The sequence below is a fragment of the Pseudotabrizicola sp. genome (genome assembly GCF_030684215.1).
GTDB lineage: Bacteria > Pseudomonadota > Alphaproteobacteria > Rhodobacterales > Rhodobacteraceae > Pseudotabrizicola.
Genome location: NZ_JAUXOV010000052.1, coordinates 178,412 through 197,074, shown reverse-complemented (window position 1 = coordinate 197,074; position 18,663 = coordinate 178,412). Strand labels below are relative to the sequence as shown.

The window sequence follows — 18,663 nt, the reverse complement described above, 5'->3', positions numbered from 1 at the left end:
GCAGTGTTCCATGGTCAGCAAGGACAGGCCGTCACGTTCAGGCCATGTGTCCGACGGATAGGGATGCATTGCAAGCGTTGCCGTCAGCCACGCCAAAAGCAAGTGGCACCTCAGACGGCTTTGCCAGTTCAATCAGAATGACCGCCGGATTGCGGACATTTGCGGCCTGACAGTCCTGCGACAGGCGTGAGACCGTGGTGTTCAGACTACGCTCATTTGGTCTGGAGACATTCGTGGCGACTGTGACCGCCTGATCTGCTGCAACGCCCACACCCAACAACTGCGCGGTCAAAGCCTGTAGCTGATTCATCGCCATATAGAACACCAGTGACGTTCCCGGCCGCGCGATTTCAGCGATTTGTGACGGCATCTCTCCTGTGCAGCACGTGGCCGTCGCCAGCATCACACGATCTGTCACGCCCCTGCGCGTCAGGGGTCGGCACAGGCTGGCCGCAGCAGCAGAGGCGGCAGTGACACCCGCGATGATCTCAATATCAATGCCATGCGCCCGCGCGGCCTCTATCTCTTCGGATGCACGGCCAAAGATTGACGGATCGCCCGATTTCAAACGCACCACCTGTTTGCCCTGCAACGCCGCCGCCACGATCGCCGCATCAATCCGGGCCTGCGGCCAACTATGGGTACCCACCTCTTTGCCGACAAAAACGCACTCTGCACCGGGCCGGACAAAATCCAGCGCCTCCGGCTCTACCAGTCGATCGTAGAACACCACATCCGCCCGCCCGAGGCATCGTATGGCGCGAAGGGTCAAAAGATCGGCTGATCCCGGCCCCGCGCCAACAAGGGCAATACGCCCGCGCGGCGGAGTGACGGGCTGCGGGACAAGGGTTGCGGGGTGTTCAAGAAAGCTCATTCGGCGGCCTCGCGGTGGCTGTGACGGGCAAGAAGGGCGGCAATCTCGGGGCGGCAGGACCCGCAGTTGGTGCCAGCGCCAAGGGCGGCCCCGATGGCATCAACGGTGATCAGGCTGCTGTCAGCCATGGCGCGCAAGATGGTGTTCAGCCCCACGTTCAAACAGGCGCAGACCGTTGGGCCGGGGTCGGGGCGGTCGGCTGATGGCCGGCCCGCCAGCGCGGCGGTCTCGGTGCCGCCCAGCAATCCACCCAGATGGCCGCGCGACACCAGCACCGGTCCGCGTGAGATGAACAATGCCGCTGCCAGCCTGCCGTTTTCAACAAAGGCCAGACGGTGGAGACCCCGCGCGGGGTCTGACACCATGGCGGAAGGCGCAGACAGACCAAACAGCGCCGAGGCCCAGTCCGCCCAATCGTCGGGCTGGGTCTGGCCTGCCAGTTCTGCCTGAACCCCCTGCGTCAGGGGCGCTTTGGCCCAATAGTCACAGGCAGGGTGAAGATCACCTTGCGACACAGCAAAGCCATACCAAGCGGCAGCAAAAGGCCGGATCGCCACCGCCGCAGATTTGCTGGCAGGCTGCCCCGATACCGGATCGGTCAGCCCCGGCACCAGCACATCGACACGGCCCGACGGGGCGGTTTCTCCCGTCCAATGCATCGGTGCAAAGGGATGACCGGAACGCACGCGATCGCTGATCATCACCCGAAGAATGGAACGGCCTTGCGGGGAGGTCACCTCGGCCAGCGCTGCCGGAGCAAGGCCAAGCTGTGCGGCATCAGTGGGATTGATCTCCAGATATGGCTCGCCAAGGTGCTGCGACAGGCGCGGGGCCATGCCGGTGCGGGTCATCGTATGCCATTGGTCGCGCACCCGCCCGGTGTTCAGGCGGAACGGATGGGGTGCGTCCAGTGGTGCGGGCAGGTTTGCCGTCACAGCCACCATGCGCGCGCGGCCATCGGGCGTGTGAAAGCGGCCGTCCGCAAAGAACCTGCCCCCTATTCGGGCGGCCACCGGCCATGCCACAGGGGCAAGCGTTTCATAAGACGCGCCCGCAAGACCAGAGATATCAAAATCGCTGCCCAGCGCCCCGGCCACACCAGACAAGGCGGCATATTCGGCAAACACTTCGGCAGGTCCGGCCCAGTCAAACCCTGCGAACCCCATGCGTTTCGCCACCTGTGCCAATTGCCACCAATCTGCCCGCGCCTGCCCCGGCCGGGGGGCAAAGGCGCGCTGTCGGCTGATCATGCGTTCGGAATTGGTAACGGTGCCGTCTTTCTCACCCCAACCAGCTGCAGGTAGCAGCACATGTGCCAGCCGCGCGGTGTCGGTGGTGGGCCAGACCTCACTGACAGCCACGAAATCGCAGGCCGCGATGGCGCGCGCAACGCGGTCAGCGTCGGGCATTGATACGGCGGGGTTGGTGTGCAGTATCCACAACGCCTTTATGCGCCCGTCTTCCACCGCGCGGAACATGTCCACTGCCTTTAACCCAGGCTTGTCCGCCATGCGCGGGCTGGTCCAGAAGCCTTGAACCGCGTCGCGGTGGGTGGGGCTTTCCAGATCCAGATGGCAGGCCAGCATATTGGCCAGCCCGCCCACCTCGCGCCCACCCATGGCGTTTGGCTGACCTGTCACCGAAAACGGCCCCATGCCGGGGCGACCGATCCGGCCTGTGGCAAGGTGACAGTTTATGATCGCATTCACCTTGTCGGTGCCACTGTCAGACTGGTTGATGCCTTGCGAGTAAACGGTAACCACCTTTTCGCTGCCCGCCCAAAGCGCAAGAAAGCGGGTCAGATCGTCAGGGGCCAGCCCGGAGTCGGCATCAGTGCTGCTACGGGCAGCGCTTAGTGCATGATCGAGACCGGACACATGGGACAAGAAACCAGCGTTCAGGTGGCTATTGTCGGCCAGATAGCACAAAAGCAGGTTGAACAGATGCGCGTCGGCCCCCGGAGCCAGCGCAAGATGCAGGTCTGCCCCTTCGCAGGTTGCGGTGCGGCGGGGGTCAATCACCACAATCTTTGTGCCACGCGCGGCCTTTGCCGCCATCAGGCGCTGGTGCAGCACCGGGTGGCACCATGCCAGATTGCTGCCGACCAGCACGACCAGATCGGCCAATTCAAGGTCTTCATACTGGCCCGGCACCGTATCTGACCCAAAAGCACGGCGATGGCCCGCCACGCTTGACGCCATGCACAGCCGCGAATTGGTGTCGATATTGGCCGACCCCATGTAGCCTTTCATCAGCTTGTTGGCGACGTAGTAGTCTTCGGTCAGCAACTGGCCCGACACATACAACGCCACCGAGTCCGGTCCATGGGCCGCGATGGTATCGGCAAAGCGTGTGGCGATCAGGTCAAGCGCCGCGTCCCATGTCGCCTCGGCCCCGGCAATGCGCGGGGTCGTCAACCGCCCGTTGGTGGCGAGTGTTTCACCCAGAGCCGCGCCCTTGACGCAAAGCCGCCCCCGGTTTGCGGGGTGATCTGGATCACCCACAATGGCCGCGCCACCCTTACCATCGGGAGTGGCCAGCACGCCGCAACCCACACCGCAATAGGGGCAAGTGGTGCGGATCGCGGCTGTCATGCCGCTGACCTGCGTGCCAGAAACGCCGCATCGAGCAGCACGCGCCCGGCCTCGGATCGCACGGCATAGGTCCGCACCTGCCCATCATCCGCCCCTTGCGCCTGCCCGGTGTTCAGATCGAACACCCAGGCGTGCAGCGGACAGGTAACAGAGGTGCCATGCACGATCCCTTCGGACAACGGCCCGCCCTTGTGCGGGCAACGGTCATCCAGAGCGAACAGCTGATCGTCAGCTGTGCGAAATACGGCGATGCAGCCGACCGGGGTCTTGACCACCCGCGCGCCCTGCGGCGGGATGTCATCCAATGCGGCGATGTCGATGAACTGTGTCATTCGGCGGCCCTTATCGTCAGGTCGGCCACTGGGGCCCAATCAGCAGGTTTGGCGGCATGTTCGGCCCATGGGTCAATCTGATAGACCGATTGCGACAGCATGAACCGGTCATAAAGCGCGCGGCGGATGACTTCGTCCTCGACCTGTGTGCGGCACCAGTCCAGACCTACCTTGGCCACCCATTTGTAAATGCGGTGCAGATAGCGCGCGTTTTCGCGATACAGCTGGGTAAAGGCGGCAATGACTTCCATCACCTCGGCCTCGGTCGTGACCTTGCACAGGAACTCTGTTTCGCGCACGTCCATGCCTGCGGCACCTGCGACGCTGATCTCATAGCCCGAGTCCACACAGACCACGCCGATATCTTTGCAGGTCGCCTCGGCGCAGTTACGCGGACAACCAGAGACACCCAGTTTCACCTTGGCTGGCGTCCATGATCCCCAGAGAAGTTTCTCCAGCTTTATCCCAAGGCCAGTGCTGTCTTGGGTGCCAAAGCGGCAGAACTCGGTTCCGACACAGGTTTTCACCGTGCGCAGCCCCTTGGCATAAGCGTGGCCGCTGACCATGCCTGCGGCGTTCAGGTCAGACCAGATCGCCGGCAGGTCTTCCTTTTTTACGCCCAACAGGTCGATCCGCTGGCCGCCAGTCACCTTGACCATCGGCACGGCGTAGCGGTCGGCGGCATCAGCAATGGCGCGCAATTCGGCCGGGGTGGTGACGCCCCCCCACATCCTCGGCACAACGGAATAGGTGCCGTCTTTCTGAATATTGCCGTGGTTGCGTTCATTCACGAACCGCGACTGGCGGTCGTCAGCGTATTCAGTGGGCCAATCGGCGATCAGGTAGTAATTCAGCGCCGGGCGGCAACTTGCGCAGCCCCCCACGGTTTTCCATCCCAACTCTTGCATCACGGCGGGAATGGATTTCAGCCCCATGGATTTGATCAGCCGCCGCACGTCTTCATGCGTGTGATCGGTGCATTTGCACATGGGCGGGTTGGCGTTGGCGGTAAAGCCATCGCCCAGCGTCAGCGCCATGACCTGTTCCACCAGACCCGTGCAGGTGCCACAGCTTGCGCTGGCCTTGGTAGCGCTGCGCACCATGTCCAGCGTGTTGGCCCCGCCCTCAATCGCCGTGAGGATCTTGCCCTTGCATACGCCGTTGCAGCCACAGATCTCCGCCTCAGGCGGCAACGCTGCAACGGCTGCCAAAGGGTTTGCAGAGGCCCCCCCGGCAAAAGCTGGTCCAAAAATCAGCGTGTCGCGCAAGTCTGTAATATCTTTGCCCTGCTTGATCAGATCAAAGAACCAAGACCCATCCGCTGTGTCGCCATACATCACCGCGCCCAGCAGCCGGTCGCCTTCGAGGATAAGGCGCTTGTAAACGCCGCGCCCCGGATCGCGGAACACGATGTCTTCACGCCCCGGCGCTTCGGCAAAATCGGCCGCGCTGAACAGATCAACCCCAGTGACCTTCAGCTTGGTTGCAGTCTGCACCGGCCGAAACGCGACGTCTTGCCCCAGCAGGGTCGCCGCCAGCACTTTGGCCTGATCATACAGCGGAGCGACAAGGCCGAACAATTGCTTGTCGTGCTCCACACATTCGCCCAGCGCAAAGATCGCGGGGTCGCTGGTGCGCATCTGGTCATTCACCGTGATTCCGCGCCCGACCTCCAGATGAGCGTCATTTGCCAGACGCACCTCAGGGCGGATGCCAACGGCCATGCAGACCAGATCTGCGGGATAAACGGTGCCATCCTCCAGCAGCACCGCCTCTACCCGGTCGGTGCCCAGAATGGCCTTGGTGGCCCCTTTGCAGTGGATGCGGATACCCCGGCTTTCCAGATCCTTTTGCAGCAGATAGCCCGCTGCCGGGTCAAGCTGACGTTCCATCAGATGGCCCATCAGGTGAATAACCGTCACCTCTGCCCCGCGCGCGGCCATGCCTGCGGCGGCCTCCAACCCCAGCAGACCACCGCCGATGACCACGGCCTTGGCGCCGGGTGCAGAGGCCGAAATCATCGCGTTGGTGTCTTCCAGATCGCGGTAAGCGACCACGCCCGGCAAATCCTTGCCCGGCACCGGCACGATGAACGGTGCCGACCCCGTGGCGATCACCAGCGCATCATAAGGGACGCCACCGGCGTTGGAATAGACTACCCGGTTTTCGCGGTCGATCTTGACCACCGGCTCACCAAAACGGCAATCCACGCCATGTGCGGCATACCAGTCGGCATCATGCGTCACGATCTGCGCGTAAGTCTTCTCTCCCGACAGCACCGGCGACAGCATAAGGCGGTTATAGTTGCCGCGCGGTTCGGCGTTGAACAGGGTGACATCAAAATTGCCCCCGGCGTCAAAGATAGTCTCCAACATCCGGCCCGAGGCCATGCCCGCGCCGATCACCACAAGTTTCTGTTTCATATCGGTTACTCCGCCGCTTCGACGAAACGGTGACGTTCATACAGGAACCGCAGCACCGACTCGCGGGCACGGACGTAATCGGGGTGGCTGGCCAATGCGATGCGGTCACGGGGGCGGGGAATGGCAACATCAAGCACCTCGCCAATCGTGGCTGCCGGGCCGTTGGTCATCATCACGATACGGTCGGCCAGCAAGACGGCTTCATCCACATCATGCGTAATCATGATCATGGTGTTGCCAAGACGGGCGTGGATATCCATCACCGCATCCTGCAAATGCGCCCGCGTCAGCGCGTCTAGCGCGCCAAAGGGTTCATCCAGCAGCAGCACCTTTGGCTCCATCGACAGCGCGCGCGCGATGCCCACCCGCTGCCGCATCCCGCCCGAGATTTCGCCGGGCCGTTTGTCGGCGGCATGGGTCATCTGCACCAGATCGAGGTTCTGCATGATCCAGTCATGCCGTTCCGCCCGGCTTTTGGTGGATGAGAACACCTTGGTCACTGCCAGCTTTACGTTGTCATACACGCTCAGCCATGGCAGCAGGCTGTGGTTTTGGAACACCACCGCACGCTCTGGCCCCGGTGCGTTCACCTCACGCCCTTCCAGCTTCAGCGCACCGGTCGTCACGTCGGTAAGGCCAGCAATCAGGTTCAGCAGCGTGGACTTGCCGCAACCGGAATGACCGATGATCGACACGAATTCGCCCTTGTCGATGGTCAAACGGATGTCTGACAAAACCTCTGTGACTTTGGACCCGTTGGTAAAGGATTTGCAGACACGGTCGATGTGCAGGTATTTTGTGGGTGCCATGGTCATGTCGCTGTCCCCCGTGAAACAACAGAGCCGATCCAGCCCACCAGACGATCCAGCACAAAGCCGGTCACCCCGATGTAGATCAGCGCCACGATGATGTCGGTCAACCGGCTGGAGTTCCACGCATCCCAGATGAAGAACCCGATGCCGACGCCGCCGGTCAGCATTTCAGCGGCAACGATGGCCAGCCAAGACAGGCCAACGCCGATGCGCAGCCCCGAAAAGATGTAAGGCGCGGCGGAGGGCACCATGATTTTCCAGAAAAACTCAATCTGGTTCAGGCGCAGAACGGCGGCCACGTTGCGGTAGTCCTGCGGAATGGCGCGGACCCCGGCGGCGGTGTTGATGATGATGGGCCAGATCGCGGTGATGAAGATCACAAAGATCGCGCTTGGCCGGCTGTCCATGAAAGCCGCCAGCGAAATCGGCAGCCATGCCAGTGGCGGCACTGTGCGCAGCACCTGAAAGATCGGGTCAAAGCCGCGCATCATCAGTGCCGATTGCCCGATCAACGCACCCATCAGCACCCCAGCCACAGCGGCAAGGCCAAATCCATAAGCCACCCGTTCCAGTGAGGTCAGCACCCGCCAGCCAAGTCCAATGTCTTGCGAGCCATAAACAAAGAACGGATCGAGGATCAACTCGCTGCTTTCGGCCCAGACCTTGGTTGGCGTCGGCAAACCAGCATTAGGGCCGGAGAACGCGATCTGCCAAATGGCCAGCAGCACGAACAACACCACCAACGGCGGCAGTACCGCTGCGCCAAAGCCTGACACGGATTTGCGCAACCACTGCCCCGATCTGGCCGTCACAGGCAGGGGCAGAACCTCTGCCGTTGCCTGCTTGGCCGGGGGGGCGGTCTTTTTCAACGCGACGACAGACATGCCCACCCCCTTACACCATGGCCTTGATCGACTGGCTGTCGAGGTAGGCCTCGGGGTTGGCCGGATCGAAGATCTTGCCGTCAAAGAACGTCTCGACCCCACGGCTGTCGGCAAAGCCCGGCTCCAGCCCCAGCCCTTTAGCGGCCGCAAGCCACAGATCAGAGCGGTTGGTGGCATCGACCAAGGCGCGGGTATCAAGATCGCCCGCAAAGGCGCCCCACCGCTTATTTTCTGTCACGAACCAAGTGTCGAGGGATTTCCACGGGTAAGAGGTTGCACCATCCGCGCCCCAGAATTTCATTGCAAGATCGGGGCGACTTTCAACGCGGCCATTGCCAAAGTTGATCTGACCCTTAAGGCGGGTGACGATGTCTGCGACCGGCACGTTATACCATTGCCGGCGGCCAATGATTTCGGCCATCTCATCCTTGTTGGCGGCGTCGTCACACCAGATCTGCGCCTCCATCACCGCCATCATCAGCGCAAGCGTGGCATTCGGGTTGTCATCAACCCATTGCGCGCGCATGCCCAGCACCTTTTCGGGGTGCTTGGACCAAATCTCGCCCGTGGTGGTCGCTGTAAAGCCGATGCCTTGGTTGACAAGCTGTTCATTCCACGGCTCGCCGACGCAGAACGCCTCCATGTTGCCGACCTTCATGTTCGCCACCATCTGCGGTGGCGGCACGACGATCAGGTCCACGTCTTTGGTCGGGTCGATCCCGCCAGCCGCCAGCCAGTAGCGCATCCATAGGTCATGCGTGCCGCCGGGGAAGGTCATGGCGACCGGAATCTCCTGCCCAGCCGCGCGCTTGGCGGCGAAGACCTCACGCAGCGGCGAGCTGTCAACGCCAACACCGGTGTCTGCATAGGCTTGCGACACCGAAATCCCCTGCGCATCCTCATTCAGGTTCAGCAGGGTATACATTGGCAGCGGTTGGTTGTTCTGCATCACCTTGCCGGTGGAGTACAAATGCACCTTGGGGCGCAGGATATGCCCGCCATCGATACCACCACTGGCAGCCCCAAGCGCCATGTTGTCGCGCGTGGCACCCCAGCTGGCCTGCTTTTCGACCTTTACATCGGGCATCCCGTGCTTGGCGAAAAGGCCTTTTTCCAAGGCGATGATCAGCGGGGCAGAGTCGGTCAGGGCGATATAGCCCAGCGTGCAGCCAGTCACTTCGGGTGTGGCGGTTGCGGCCCATGCGCCGCCCGGCAAGGCAAGGCGTGCGGCGGCTGCGGTTGCGGCAACGCTGACAGCGGATTTCAGAAAGCTGCGGCGGTTGGGCTGAATAAGGGTCATGTGGCGTGTCCTCTGGCAAAGGCCGGGCCGGCGGTTGCGCGGCGGGCTTGGGCTGAACGGCAAAAAACCACCTCGGTCACGGCCTCTGACAAGAGGACAGGACGGGTGGCGGCGTTGCCATTTTTGGGGGGACCGCATCTTTGCGGAAAACATGCAGATCAAAAGCGCCATTGCTTTGTCTCTGATCTTAAGCCTGCACCGCTCGTCGGCCTTCGGTCAAGCGCTGCGGTGCAGTATCGCAGTTGCAGCATGTCATTTGCGCTATCGCAAAACTATTTGCCCAATCCTTCATCGGTTGGCGAACGACAGGTCAAAGGTTTCGCCATCAAAGAACCCATCGGGTGCCAGAATCATCTGGCCCTTTTCCGACGCGACTGCCGTTGAATGTGCCATGGCTCCTTCGATACGGGCGGATGCTCCGGGCAGATCGGCGCCTGCGCTGCGCAAATGCTGGCGATAGAGGTCGGTACGAAAACACTCGGTCGCCGTCTCCATCGCGCGCGTCACATCCAGCCCGTGCGCGGCCGCAATCCGCCGCGCCAACAGCGCCGCCAGACTGCGCCACGGAAAATTCGCCGCACCGTCGTGAAACCGGATGAAGTCGGGAAACTGCCGGACCTCGCCCGCTGCGCTGACATGAAGACGCCCCAGCAAACCACGTTCTGTCAGTTCAGGCGGCAGGTTCAGATATTCAGGCCGCGACAGGATTTCGGCCGCCGTTCCCCGGTTGTCGGGGCGATCCAGCCAACGGCACGCGCGCCAGACAGCCCGCATGAGGCGTCCGGTTTCTTCAGGGCGCGTTTCGGTGAAATCACGGGTCACGACCAGCCCCTTTTCGGGTGGCGAGGCCCAGATCGCCCGCCCCGCCAGCAAAAGCACGCCAACCCCGGTTTCCACGGCATAAGACGCCCATGGCTCGCCCACGCAAAACGCATCGACCTCGCCCGCCGCCAGCGCATCGGCCATCAGGGGCGGCGGCACAGTATGGATCGCGACACCGGGGGCCAGATCGGTGCCATCTAGCCAACGCCGCACCAGTTCTGCCTGTGTGGAGAACGGAAACGGGACACCAACCCGCAACTGGCCGCCCGCCACAGCCATCAACGCTTCGCGCGCTGCAATCGGATCATCAAACCCAAACCCGTGCCCTTGGGCGCGCATCGCATCGGCCAGCGCTGCGCTGACCGCAATTGCCTGCCCACCCACCGACAGCATCATCACCAGATCAAACCGTGGATAGGCCGGGCCAAGGCCAAGAGTTTGCGCAATCGGCAGCGGCACCAGCATGTGGGCCGCGTCGATCCCGCCCATGCCCAACAGATCACGGCTTTGCGCCCAGCTTTGCACCCGGATCAGATCTAGGGCCAGCCCCTCTTCTGCGGCAAAGCCCAGCTCTTGCGCGACGATCAGTGGGGCGGCATCCGTCAGCGGCACATAACCAAGGCGCAGCGTTGTCAGGCTCATGTCAACAGCCCCGCCGCCATGACCAGTTGCTGTGCGATATCAGCCACCCGGCGTTTTTGGTCCATCGCAGTCTTGCGCAGCAGGGCATAGGCAGCTTCTTCGTCAATCCCGCGCGCTTTCATCAAAATCGCCTTGGCGCGGTCGATGATCTTGCGATCCTCCAGCGCGGCTTTGGTTGCCGCCAGTTCAGCGCGCATTTTCTGGAACATGTGAAATCGAGCGATGGCGGCATCCAGAACCGGCTTGATCCGCTCGGGCTGCAAGCCATCCACCACATAGGCCGACACCCCCGCCTCGATCGCAGCGCGGGTCAGTTGCTCGTCTGAGCGGTCCACGAACATCGCCACGGGTCGTTCCATCGGGCCAGAGACCAACGCCAATTCTTCCAGCACGTCGCGCGACGGATCGGCCACGTCAATCAGCACGATATCGGGCTTTTGCTCGGCAATGCGCCGCGCCAGCCCGGTTTCTTCGGAAATGACGGTGATTGCATGATCGCCCGAGGCCATAAGGCCATCGACGATGCGCAACGCACGCTCTCGGTCGCGCTCGACCACGATGATGGAAAGCTTTGCCATACGCTGTTCTCCGTGATCGCAAGAGGTGGCCTGCGCCATGCCAGCTGCAACCCCGCGCTTGATCTTCGGGACGTCCGGCGCGGCCTCCGCCCATAATCTGCGCAGTTTTTTTACAACCGCCTGATAATTAATCTGCAAATACAGCCATGACAGGACGGCAGCCAAAAGACATCGGCGTATGGCATTTTTGGGCTGCGTCGGAAAGCGACGACACCAAGTCGGCCTCGCAACATGGCATGGCACGCAAGATCGTATCTTGGCGCTGCAAGGTGCCGCTGCAACACAGCGGAGAATTGGGAAGCCGGTGTAACGCCGGCGCTGCCCCCGCAACGGTGATGAAAGTGAGGCGCGACGAAAACCACTGAAGGGCTTGCTCTTTGGGAAGGTGTCGTGCCCGGGCCGATGGCCCGCTTTCCAAGCCCGGAAACCAGCCTTGTACATAGCGCCGCGGCAGGCGGTGGGGGGAATGCGCGTCGGGCGATACCGGACCGCATCCCGCCCTTGCCACATTATTCAACCGTCCATGCGGGGAGGCATGGGCATAGCGAGGTCCAGATGCTGAGCCAGGACGGAATCCAAACTGAACTACAATCGCGCAAGGCAAACTTTGCGCTGTCGCAAGATCTTTATTGCGACCCAGGGGTCTTTCAGACCGATCTGGAACAGATCTGGTATAAGGAGTGGCTGTTCGCGGTTCCGTCCTGTGAACTGGCCAAGGCGGGGTCTTATGCGACCATGCAGGTCGGGGCCTATCCGGTTGTCATCGTGCGCGGCACAGATGGCCGCGTCCGCGCGTTTCACAATGTCTGCCGCCATCGCGGGCAACGCCTATGCGCCAAAACCAGCGGCACCACGACAAACCTTGTGTGCCCCTATCACCAGTGGACCTATGATCTGAATGGCAAGCTGGTCTGGGCGCGCGACATGGGAAATGATTTCAACCCTGCCGCCTATGGATTGAAAAAGGTGCATTGCGTCGATCTGGGCGGGGTCGTGTATATCTGCCTTGCCAACGTGCCCCCTGCAATCGCCGATCTGGCCCGCGCGGCAGCGACCTATCTGGCGCCGTCCGGTCTGGCCGATGCCAAGGTCGCTTTCTCGTCGACCATAGTTGAAAAGGGCAACTGGAAGCTGGTGATCGAGAACAATCGCGAATGCTATCATTGTGGCGGATCGCACCCATCCTTGTGCCGGACCTTCTCGGACAACCCAAAGATCGGCGCGATGGATGGCCCGCATTCGGCAAGCCCCGAAATTCTGGAACATTGGAACCGGTGTGAGGCTGCGGGCCTGCCCTCACGCTTCGTTCATGCACCGGATTTCCAATGGCGCCTCGCGCGCATCCCGCTGTTGAACAACGCGGAAAGCTACACCATGCACACGAAAGCTGCGGTGCAAAAACGCATGGGGCAGATGCCGTTCAACGATGCGGGCAGCTTGCTGATGTATCACTACCCCAACACATGGAACCATTTTCTTGGTGACCATGCGATCACCTTCCGCGTCCTGCCTGTCAGTCCGACCGAGACCGAGGTGACAACGACATGGCTGGTGCACAAAGACGCGGTCGAGGGCACGGACTATGACCTGAAAACCTTGACCGAGGTTTGGCTGGCCACCAATGACGAAGACCGGCAGGTGGTGGAAGAAAATCAAAAGGGCATCCTGTCCCCTGCTTATGAACCCGGCCCCTATTCGCCCTTGCAAGAAGAAGGAGTGATCCAGTTCGTGGATTGGTATTGCAAAACCTTGGCGGGCAAACTGAAGCCAACCCCTACACTGGCGGCGGAGTAAGCCATGCCCAACCAACGGAACTGGACCGCGAAACCGTGGCAAGACTCTGAGCTGCTGGAATGTGCCATGGTGGTACCCGATACGGCTGACACGGCCACATTCACCTTTCGCGCGCCGTCGGGCGCGTGGTTCGACTATCAGCCGGGGCAGTTCGTGACGCTTGATCTGCCGGTGCCAGGTGGCAATATCCAGCGCACCTATACCATCAGCTCCAGCCCGTCGCGTCCGCTGTCGATCTCTGTCACCGTTAAGGCGCAGGCGGCATCCATTGGCACCCGCTGGATGCTGGACCATCTGAAACCCGGCATGCGGCTGAAAGCTTTCGGGCCTTCGGGGATCTTCAGCTTTCACCGGCATCCGGCGTCGAAGTATCTGTTCATCTCGGCCGGGTCGGGGATCACGCCGATGATGTCGATGACAACATGGGCGTGGGATTCGGGCGAGATGCCGGACATTGCTTTTGTTCACGCCGCCAAGCGCCCGTCCGAGATAATTTTCCGCGAGCGGCTCGAACAGTTTGCCAACCGGGTTCCAGGTCTGAAACTGCGGTTCACAGTCGAGGAACCCGACCCCTTCCGCACTTGGCATGGGTTTCAGGGACGGCTGTCGCAGATCATGCTGGGCCTGATGGCCCCTGACTATCTGGAGCGTGAGGTGTTTTGCTGCGGTCCCGAACCGTTCATGCAATCGGTGCGCGAGATGCTGGTCTCGATCGGCTATGACATGGACCGCTATCATCAGGAAAGCTTTGGCGCACCCGTCCGCACCGAAAGCGATGCCGAACCGATCACAGATGTCGTGCCCGATGCCGACATACGCGCGGCTGTTACGTTTACCAGTTCGGGTGTCACTGCGGCCTGCGCGGAAACCGACACGGTTCTTGCTGTGGCCCGCAAGGCCGGGCTGAACATTCCGTCAGGCTGCACCTTTGGCCTGTGCGGCACCTGCAAAGTGCGCAAGACCGCCGGAGAGGTTCACATGGTTCATAACGGCGGCATTTCAGACGATGACATTGCTGATGGCTACATTCTGGCCTGCTGCTCTAATCCCATCGGCAAGGTCAGTATTAAGGCCTGAATCGCCCCGCCCGTCAGCCAGCATGATGGCCCTGACCTGCGCTGGCGGGCGTAATTGTTCCTCTTTTCACCGTTTATGTTCGCTATTGCCGCAAGACAATTGACTTTCTGGTAAAATTTCTTTCGTTTGGTGCAATGAAGGGGCGCCGGGGAGGCCGAATGTTGCATGAATGTCATGTCTTTCGGGAATAGGTGCCCAGTCAGCAAATCCCTAGGAGGAAGACAAACATGAAAACCGTGAACCTGTGTGTCGTCGGGTTGATGGCGTTGCCAGTGGCAGCGCAGGCCCAGACTGAGATTTCTTGGTGGCACGCTATGACCGGCGCAAACTCTGAAGTGGTTGAAAAGATCGCGGCAGATTTCAATGCAAGCCAGTCAGACTATGTGGTGAAGCCTGTTTTCAAAGGCACCTATCCCGAAACCCTGAACGCAGGCATCGCTGCATTCCGCGCAGGCCAAGCGCCGGACATTATTCAGGTGTTCGACGTTGGCACAGGCGTTATGATGGGCGCACAGGGCGCAATCAAGCCAGTGGCCGAAGTTCTGACCGAAGCTGGTTTCAACTTTGACAAGAGCGAGTATCTGCCGGGTATCGTTGGCTATTATTCCAGCCCAGCGGGCGAAATGCTGTCTTTCCCCTACAACTCGTCCTCCCCGATCCTGTATTACAATAAGGATATCTTTGAAAAGGCCGGGCTGGATGTGAACACTCCGCCCGCCACTTGGGCTGAGGTTTGGGCGGCAGCGCGTCAGATCAAATCCAGCGGTGCAGCAACCTGTGGCTATACTTCGACATGGCTGACATGGATCCACACCGAAAACTTTGCCGCCTGGAACAACGTGTCCTGGGCCAGCAACGAAAACGGTCTGGCCGGCACCCCTGAACTGGCCGTCGATGGCCCGTTGTTCGTCAAGCATTTCCAGGAAATGGCTGACCTCGCCAAAGAAGGCGTGTTCGTCTATGGCGGCCGCACGTCGGAAGCCAAGCAGAACTTCACTTCAGGCGAATGCGGAATTCTGACCGAAAGCTCGGGCGGTTTGGGCGATATCGTCAAGGCCGGCATCAACTATGGCATTGGCCAGCTGCCCTATGACGAATCAGCAGAAGGCGCACCGCAGAACACCGTGCCGGGTGGCGCGTCGCTGTGGGTAATGGGTGGCAAGTCGGATGAAGCTTACAAAGGCGTTGGCACCTTCTTCAACTACCTGTCGCAGACCGAAGTTCAGCAATATCTGCACGAAGTGTCTGGCTATCTGCCAGTGACGATGGCGGCCTACGAGGCCACCAAAAGCTCGGGGTTTTACGAGACCAACCCAGCGCGCGAAGTTCCGATTACCCAGATGATGGGCAAAGAGCCGACCGAAAACTCCAAAGGCGTTCGCGCACCGAACCTGCCGCAAATTCGCGACATTCTGAATGAGGAATTCGAGAAGATGCTTGCCGGTCAGCAAACCGCGCAAGAGGCGATGACGGCGGCGGCGACCCGTGGCAATGCCGCGATCAAGGACGCAACCGGCGGCTAAGTCAGCCACCACCGGGCGCGCATCGGCACCGGGCCGCTGCGCGCCCTTCTTTTTTCTGACCCGCCTTTTTACTGAATAGCAAGGATTGTGGATGCGACGTACCGTCTTTCCGCACAAGCTGCTGCCCTGGCTTTTGCTGGCGCCGCAACTGGCGATTACCCTGATCTTTTTCTACTGGCCTGCCGCGCAGGCGTTTCGCCAGTCTGTGCTGCGCGAAGACCCGTTCGGCCTGTCATCAAAGTTTGTAGGGCTGGCGAATTTTCGCAAGGTGCTGAACGACCCGGCCTATCTGAATGCCATGCAGGTCACGGTGGTCTTTTCGGTGCTGGTCGCGTTCTTTGCCATGGGAATTGCGCTGTTTCTGGCCGTGCAGGTTGAAAAGATCATTCGTGGCAAAGGGTTATACCGCACGCTGATGATCTGGCCCTATGCCGTCGCCCCGGCGATTGCGGGCATGCTGTGGCTGTTCATGTTCAACCCTTCCTTTGGCACGCTGGCATGGCCCCTGCGCCAGTTGGGGATTGCGTGGAACCCGTTGCTGAATGGTGATCAGGCAATGGCACTGGTGGTGGCCGCGGCGACGTGGAAGCAGATCAGCTATAATTTCCTGTTCTTCGTGGCGGGCTTGCAGGCGATTCCGAAATCTTTGCTGGAGGCGGCGGCGATTGATGGTGCGACCAAGCGGCACGCGTTCTGGACCATCGTCTTCCCACTGCTGACACCGACCACGTTTTTCCTGCTGGTTGTGAACACGGTTTACGCGTTGTTTGACACATTCGGCATCATCCATGCAGTCACCAGTGGCGGGCCGGGCAAATCGACCGAAACGCTGGTTTACAAGGTTTACAACGACGGGTTCGTAAACCTGATCATGGGCGATTCCGCCGCGCAATCAGTGATCTTGATGGTCATCGTGATTGCGCTGACCGCCTTCCAGTTCCGGTTCATTGAAAAGCGGGTGCACTATGGGTGATGGATCACAAACCCCGATGGTGGCGCGGGGCGCTGCCCGCACGATGGCGCATCTCTGGATGATCCTTGGCGTAATCATCGTGGCCTTTCCGGTTTATTACGTCTTTATCGCATCGACCCACTCGGTGCAGACCATCCTGCGCCCTCCGTTGCCGCTGCTTCCGGGGGCAGAAGCGTATGAGAATTACCGGGGCGCGTTTTCCGGTGAGATCAACCGGATCGGTGGGGTCAGCCTGTGGCGACTGCTGGGCAATACCACGTTGATTGCGGTCGGTATTGCGGTGGGCAAGATCGTGATTTCAATGGCCTCTGCCTATGCGATTGTGTTCTTCAAGTTTCCGTTCCGCATGGCGTGTTTCTGGCTGATCTTCATCACCCTGATGCTGCCGGTCGAGGTGCGGATTCAGCCGACGTATAAGGTGATGGTCGATCTGGGGCTGATTGACACCTATGCTGGTCTGATCCTGCCGCTGATCGCATCGGCCACGGCCACGCTGCTGTTCCGGCAGTTTTTCATGACCATCCCGGATGAACTGCTGGAGGCGGCACGGGTGGATGGTGCCGGGCCATGGCGGTTTTTCAAGGATATCCTGTGGCCGCTGTCGCTGACCAATGTGGCCGCCATCTTTGTGATTCAGTTCATCTATGGCTGGACGCAATATCTGTGGCCACTGTTGGTGACCAATTCGAATGAAATGAACACCATCGTCATCGCGCTGAAAAAGATGATCTCTTTCGCTGATGCCGATACCCCCTGGAACCTCGTCATGGTGACTTCCGTGCTGGCCATCCTGCCACCGATCCTTGTGGTCGTGCTGATGCAGCGGTGGTTCGTGAAGGGCCTTGTCGAGACGGAGAAGTAAATGGCAAATATCCAACTGAACGACCTGCGCAAAAGCTATGCCGGGCAAGAAGTGATCCACGGGATCACGATGAACATTTCCAACGGGGAATTTGTGGTGATCGTCGGGCCTTCGGGCTGCGGCAAGTCCACGCTGTTGCGGATGGTCGCAGGGCTGGAGGGGATCAGCGCCGGCACAATCTCGATTGGTGACCGGGTGGTGAATGATCTGGAACCGCGCGAGCGTGATATCGCCATGGTGTTCCAGAATTACGCGCTTTACCCGCATATGAGCGTGCGCGAAAACATGGCCTATGGCCTGAAAATCGCCAGGATGCCTGCGGCCGAGATTGACGCCCGCGTTGCCAAGGCCGCCGCCATACTGGAGCTGGAGCCCTATCTTGACCGCAAGCCACGCGCCTTGTCTGGCGGGCAGCGGCAGCGGGTGGCGATGGGGCGGGCACTGGTGCGCGAACCGGCGGCGTTTCTGCTGGACGAGCCGCTTTCCAACCTTGACGCCAAGCTGCGGGTGCAGATGCGCTTGCAGATCAAGGACCTGCACCAGACCACCGGACAGACCATGCTGTATGTGACCCACGATCAGGTTGAGGCGATGACGCTGGCCGACCGGCTGATCGTAATGAACAAAGGTGTCGCCGACCAGATCGCCACCCCGCATGAGGTGTACATGACCCCGGCCAGCGAATTTGTCGCGGGCTTTATCGGGTCGCCTGCGATGAACATTTTCACCGTGCAGGCCGAGGCGGGGGTTGCAGTCTTGCCGGGCGGACAGCGCCTGCCGCTTTCCGGCCTGCCCGCCAGTGGCGAGGTCAGGCTTGGTCTGCGCCCCGAGGACATGGAGATTGTAGACGCCGGCACGCCCTCTATTCCGGTTGTGTTGCGATCCGTGGAATGGCTGGGCGCAGATGCCTTTGGCTATGGGGTTATTGAAGGCTCTGACGTTCTGATGACGTTGCGCCTACCCGGCAGCACTGTTGCTGCGCGTGGAGATCGTCTGCATGTGGCGCCCGCTGAGGGCAGGATGCACCTTTTTTCCAAGGAGACAGGCAAGCGACTTTGACTTGGAGACAGTGAAAGGGTCGGTCATTGACCGGCCCCTTTTTGCAATCGTGGCAGCCACACAAGTCCACGCGCAGCGGGCGCGTTCACAACTGCTGATATTCCCGTGAGATCA

At 60.7% G+C, this 18,663-nt stretch carries 15 protein-coding genes and 1 riboswitch; of the genes, 6 read left to right on the top strand and 9 right to left on the bottom strand.

What is annotated here, in order from left to right; all coding sequences use genetic code 11:
• Positions 1-37: 37 nt before the first annotated feature.
• The 9 genes from cobA to Q8K08_RS10475 all read right to left on the bottom strand — a co-directional run bounded on the left by cobA (position 38) and on the right by Q8K08_RS10475 (position 11,261).
• Entirely contained in the window at positions 38-874 is an 837-nt protein-coding gene (gene cobA, locus Q8K08_RS10515) for a uroporphyrinogen-III C-methyltransferase (protein ID WP_304803204.1), read from the bottom strand.
• Positions 871-3,468 carry a nitrate reductase gene (locus Q8K08_RS10510; RefSeq protein WP_305250024.1) on the bottom strand — a complete coding sequence of 866 codons (2,598 nt, stop codon included), beginning with the start codon at positions 3,466-3,468 and terminating at the stop codon, positions 871-873. Before Q8K08_RS10510 ends, cobA begins: the two co-directional genes overlap by 4 nt.
• Positions 3,465-3,800, bottom strand: coding sequence for a nitrite reductase small subunit NirD (gene nirD, locus Q8K08_RS10505; protein WP_304803209.1), 336 nt, complete (start codon positions 3,798-3,800; stop codon positions 3,465-3,467). Before nirD ends, Q8K08_RS10510 begins: the two co-directional genes overlap by 4 nt.
• Complete coding sequence (gene nirB / locus Q8K08_RS10500) at positions 3,797-6,223, bottom strand: nitrite reductase large subunit NirB (RefSeq protein ID WP_305250023.1); 2,427 nt, start codon at positions 6,221-6,223, stop codon at positions 3,797-3,799. The genes nirD and nirB overlap by 4 nt, the downstream gene beginning before the upstream one ends.
• A gap of 5 nt (positions 6,224-6,228) precedes the next feature.
• Entirely contained in the window at positions 6,229-7,038 is an 810-nt protein-coding gene (locus Q8K08_RS10495) for an ABC transporter ATP-binding protein (RefSeq protein WP_304803214.1), read from the bottom strand.
• Entirely contained in the window at positions 7,035-7,919 is an 885-nt protein-coding gene (ntrB, locus tag Q8K08_RS10490) for a nitrate ABC transporter permease (protein WP_304803217.1), read from the bottom strand. Before ntrB ends, Q8K08_RS10495 begins: the two co-directional genes overlap by 4 nt.
• Before the next feature lie 10 nt (positions 7,920-7,929).
• The gene (locus Q8K08_RS10485) at positions 7,930-9,219 is read right to left on the bottom strand and encodes a CmpA/NrtA family ABC transporter substrate-binding protein (protein ID WP_304803219.1); all 1,290 of its coding nucleotides are present in this window, start codon (positions 9,217-9,219) and stop codon (positions 7,930-7,932) included.
• Between the two features lie 288 nt (positions 9,220-9,507).
• Positions 9,508-10,683, bottom strand: a complete 1,176-nt coding sequence (locus tag Q8K08_RS10480; protein WP_304803222.1) for a CmpA/NrtA family ABC transporter substrate-binding protein — start codon at positions 10,681-10,683, stop codon at positions 9,508-9,510.
• Complete coding sequence (locus Q8K08_RS10475) at positions 10,680-11,261, bottom strand: ANTAR domain-containing protein (RefSeq protein ID WP_322573528.1); 582 nt, start codon at positions 11,259-11,261, stop codon at positions 10,680-10,682. The genes Q8K08_RS10480 and Q8K08_RS10475 overlap by 4 nt, the downstream gene beginning before the upstream one ends.
• A 250-nt stretch (positions 11,262-11,511) precedes the next feature.
• A riboswitch (cobalamin riboswitch) is annotated at positions 11,512-11,712 on the top strand.
• A gap of 104 nt (positions 11,713-11,816) precedes the next feature.
• Between Q8K08_RS10475 and Q8K08_RS10470 the strand changes: the two genes are divergently transcribed.
• From Q8K08_RS10470 to ugpC, 6 genes are all read left to right on the top strand, one after another.
• Positions 11,817-13,055 carry an SRPBCC family protein gene (locus Q8K08_RS10470; protein WP_304804112.1) on the top strand — a complete coding sequence of 413 codons (1,239 nt, stop codon included), beginning with the start codon at positions 11,817-11,819 and terminating at the stop codon, positions 13,053-13,055.
• 3 nt (positions 13,056-13,058) lie between these two features.
• Positions 13,059-14,132: a hybrid-cluster NAD(P)-dependent oxidoreductase gene (locus tag Q8K08_RS10465; protein ID WP_305250022.1), complete on the top strand. Its 1,074-nt coding sequence runs from the start codon at positions 13,059-13,061 to the stop codon at positions 14,130-14,132.
• Between the two features lie 227 nt (positions 14,133-14,359).
• Complete coding sequence (gene ugpB / locus Q8K08_RS10460; RefSeq protein ID WP_304804084.1) at positions 14,360-15,655, top strand: sn-glycerol-3-phosphate ABC transporter substrate-binding protein UgpB; 1,296 nt, start codon at positions 14,360-14,362, stop codon at positions 15,653-15,655.
• Positions 15,656-15,746: 91 nt separating this feature from the next.
• The gene (gene ugpA / locus Q8K08_RS10455; protein WP_304804086.1) at positions 15,747-16,628 is read left to right on the top strand and encodes a sn-glycerol-3-phosphate ABC transporter permease UgpA; all 882 of its coding nucleotides are present in this window, start codon (positions 15,747-15,749) and stop codon (positions 16,626-16,628) included.
• The gene (gene ugpE, locus Q8K08_RS10450) at positions 16,621-17,490 is read left to right on the top strand and encodes a sn-glycerol-3-phosphate ABC transporter permease UgpE (RefSeq protein ID WP_370654180.1); all 870 of its coding nucleotides are present in this window, start codon (positions 16,621-16,623) and stop codon (positions 17,488-17,490) included. Before ugpA ends, ugpE begins: the two co-directional genes overlap by 8 nt.
• Entirely contained in the window at positions 17,491-18,549 is a 1,059-nt protein-coding gene (gene ugpC / locus Q8K08_RS10445) for a sn-glycerol-3-phosphate ABC transporter ATP-binding protein UgpC (protein ID WP_304804088.1), read from the top strand.
• Positions 18,550-18,663 lie beyond the last annotated feature (114 nt).

Coding starts and splice junctions, on each gene's coding strand:
- ugpE (WP_370654180.1), top strand. CDS start 16,621: ATGGGTGATGGATCACAAACCCCGATGGTGGCGCGGGGCGCTGCCCGC.
- Q8K08_RS10470 (WP_304804112.1), top strand. CDS start 11,817: ATGCTGAGCCAGGACGGAATCCAAACTGAACTACAATCGCGCAAGGCA.
- Q8K08_RS10475 (WP_322573528.1), bottom strand. CDS start 11,261: ATGGCAAAGCTTTCCATCATCGTGGTCGAGCGCGACCGAGAGCGTGCG.
- Q8K08_RS10465 (WP_305250022.1), top strand. CDS start 13,059: ATGCCCAACCAACGGAACTGGACCGCGAAACCGTGGCAAGACTCTGAG.
- ntrB (WP_304803217.1), bottom strand. CDS start 7,919: ATGTCTGTCGTCGCGTTGAAAAAGACCGCCCCCCCGGCCAAGCAGGCA.
- ugpB (WP_304804084.1), top strand. CDS start 14,360: ATGAAAACCGTGAACCTGTGTGTCGTCGGGTTGATGGCGTTGCCAGTG.
- nirB (WP_305250023.1), bottom strand. CDS start 6,223: ATGAAACAGAAACTTGTGGTGATCGGCGCGGGCATGGCCTCGGGCCGG.
- ugpC (WP_304804088.1), top strand. CDS start 17,491: ATGGCAAATATCCAACTGAACGACCTGCGCAAAAGCTATGCCGGGCAA.
- Q8K08_RS10480 (WP_304803222.1), bottom strand. CDS start 10,683: ATGAGCCTGACAACGCTGCGCCTTGGTTATGTGCCGCTGACGGATGCC.
- cobA (WP_304803204.1), bottom strand. CDS start 874: ATGAGCTTTCTTGAACACCCCGCAACCCTTGTCCCGCAGCCCGTCACT.
- Q8K08_RS10495 (WP_304803214.1), bottom strand. CDS start 7,038: ATGACCATGGCACCCACAAAATACCTGCACATCGACCGTGTCTGCAAA.
- Q8K08_RS10485 (WP_304803219.1), bottom strand. CDS start 9,219: ATGACCCTTATTCAGCCCAACCGCCGCAGCTTTCTGAAATCCGCTGTC.
- ugpA (WP_304804086.1), top strand. CDS start 15,747: ATGCGACGTACCGTCTTTCCGCACAAGCTGCTGCCCTGGCTTTTGCTG.
- nirD (WP_304803209.1), bottom strand. CDS start 3,800: ATGACACAGTTCATCGACATCGCCGCATTGGATGACATCCCGCCGCAG.
- Q8K08_RS10510 (WP_305250024.1), bottom strand. CDS start 3,468: ATGACAGCCGCGATCCGCACCACTTGCCCCTATTGCGGTGTGGGTTGC.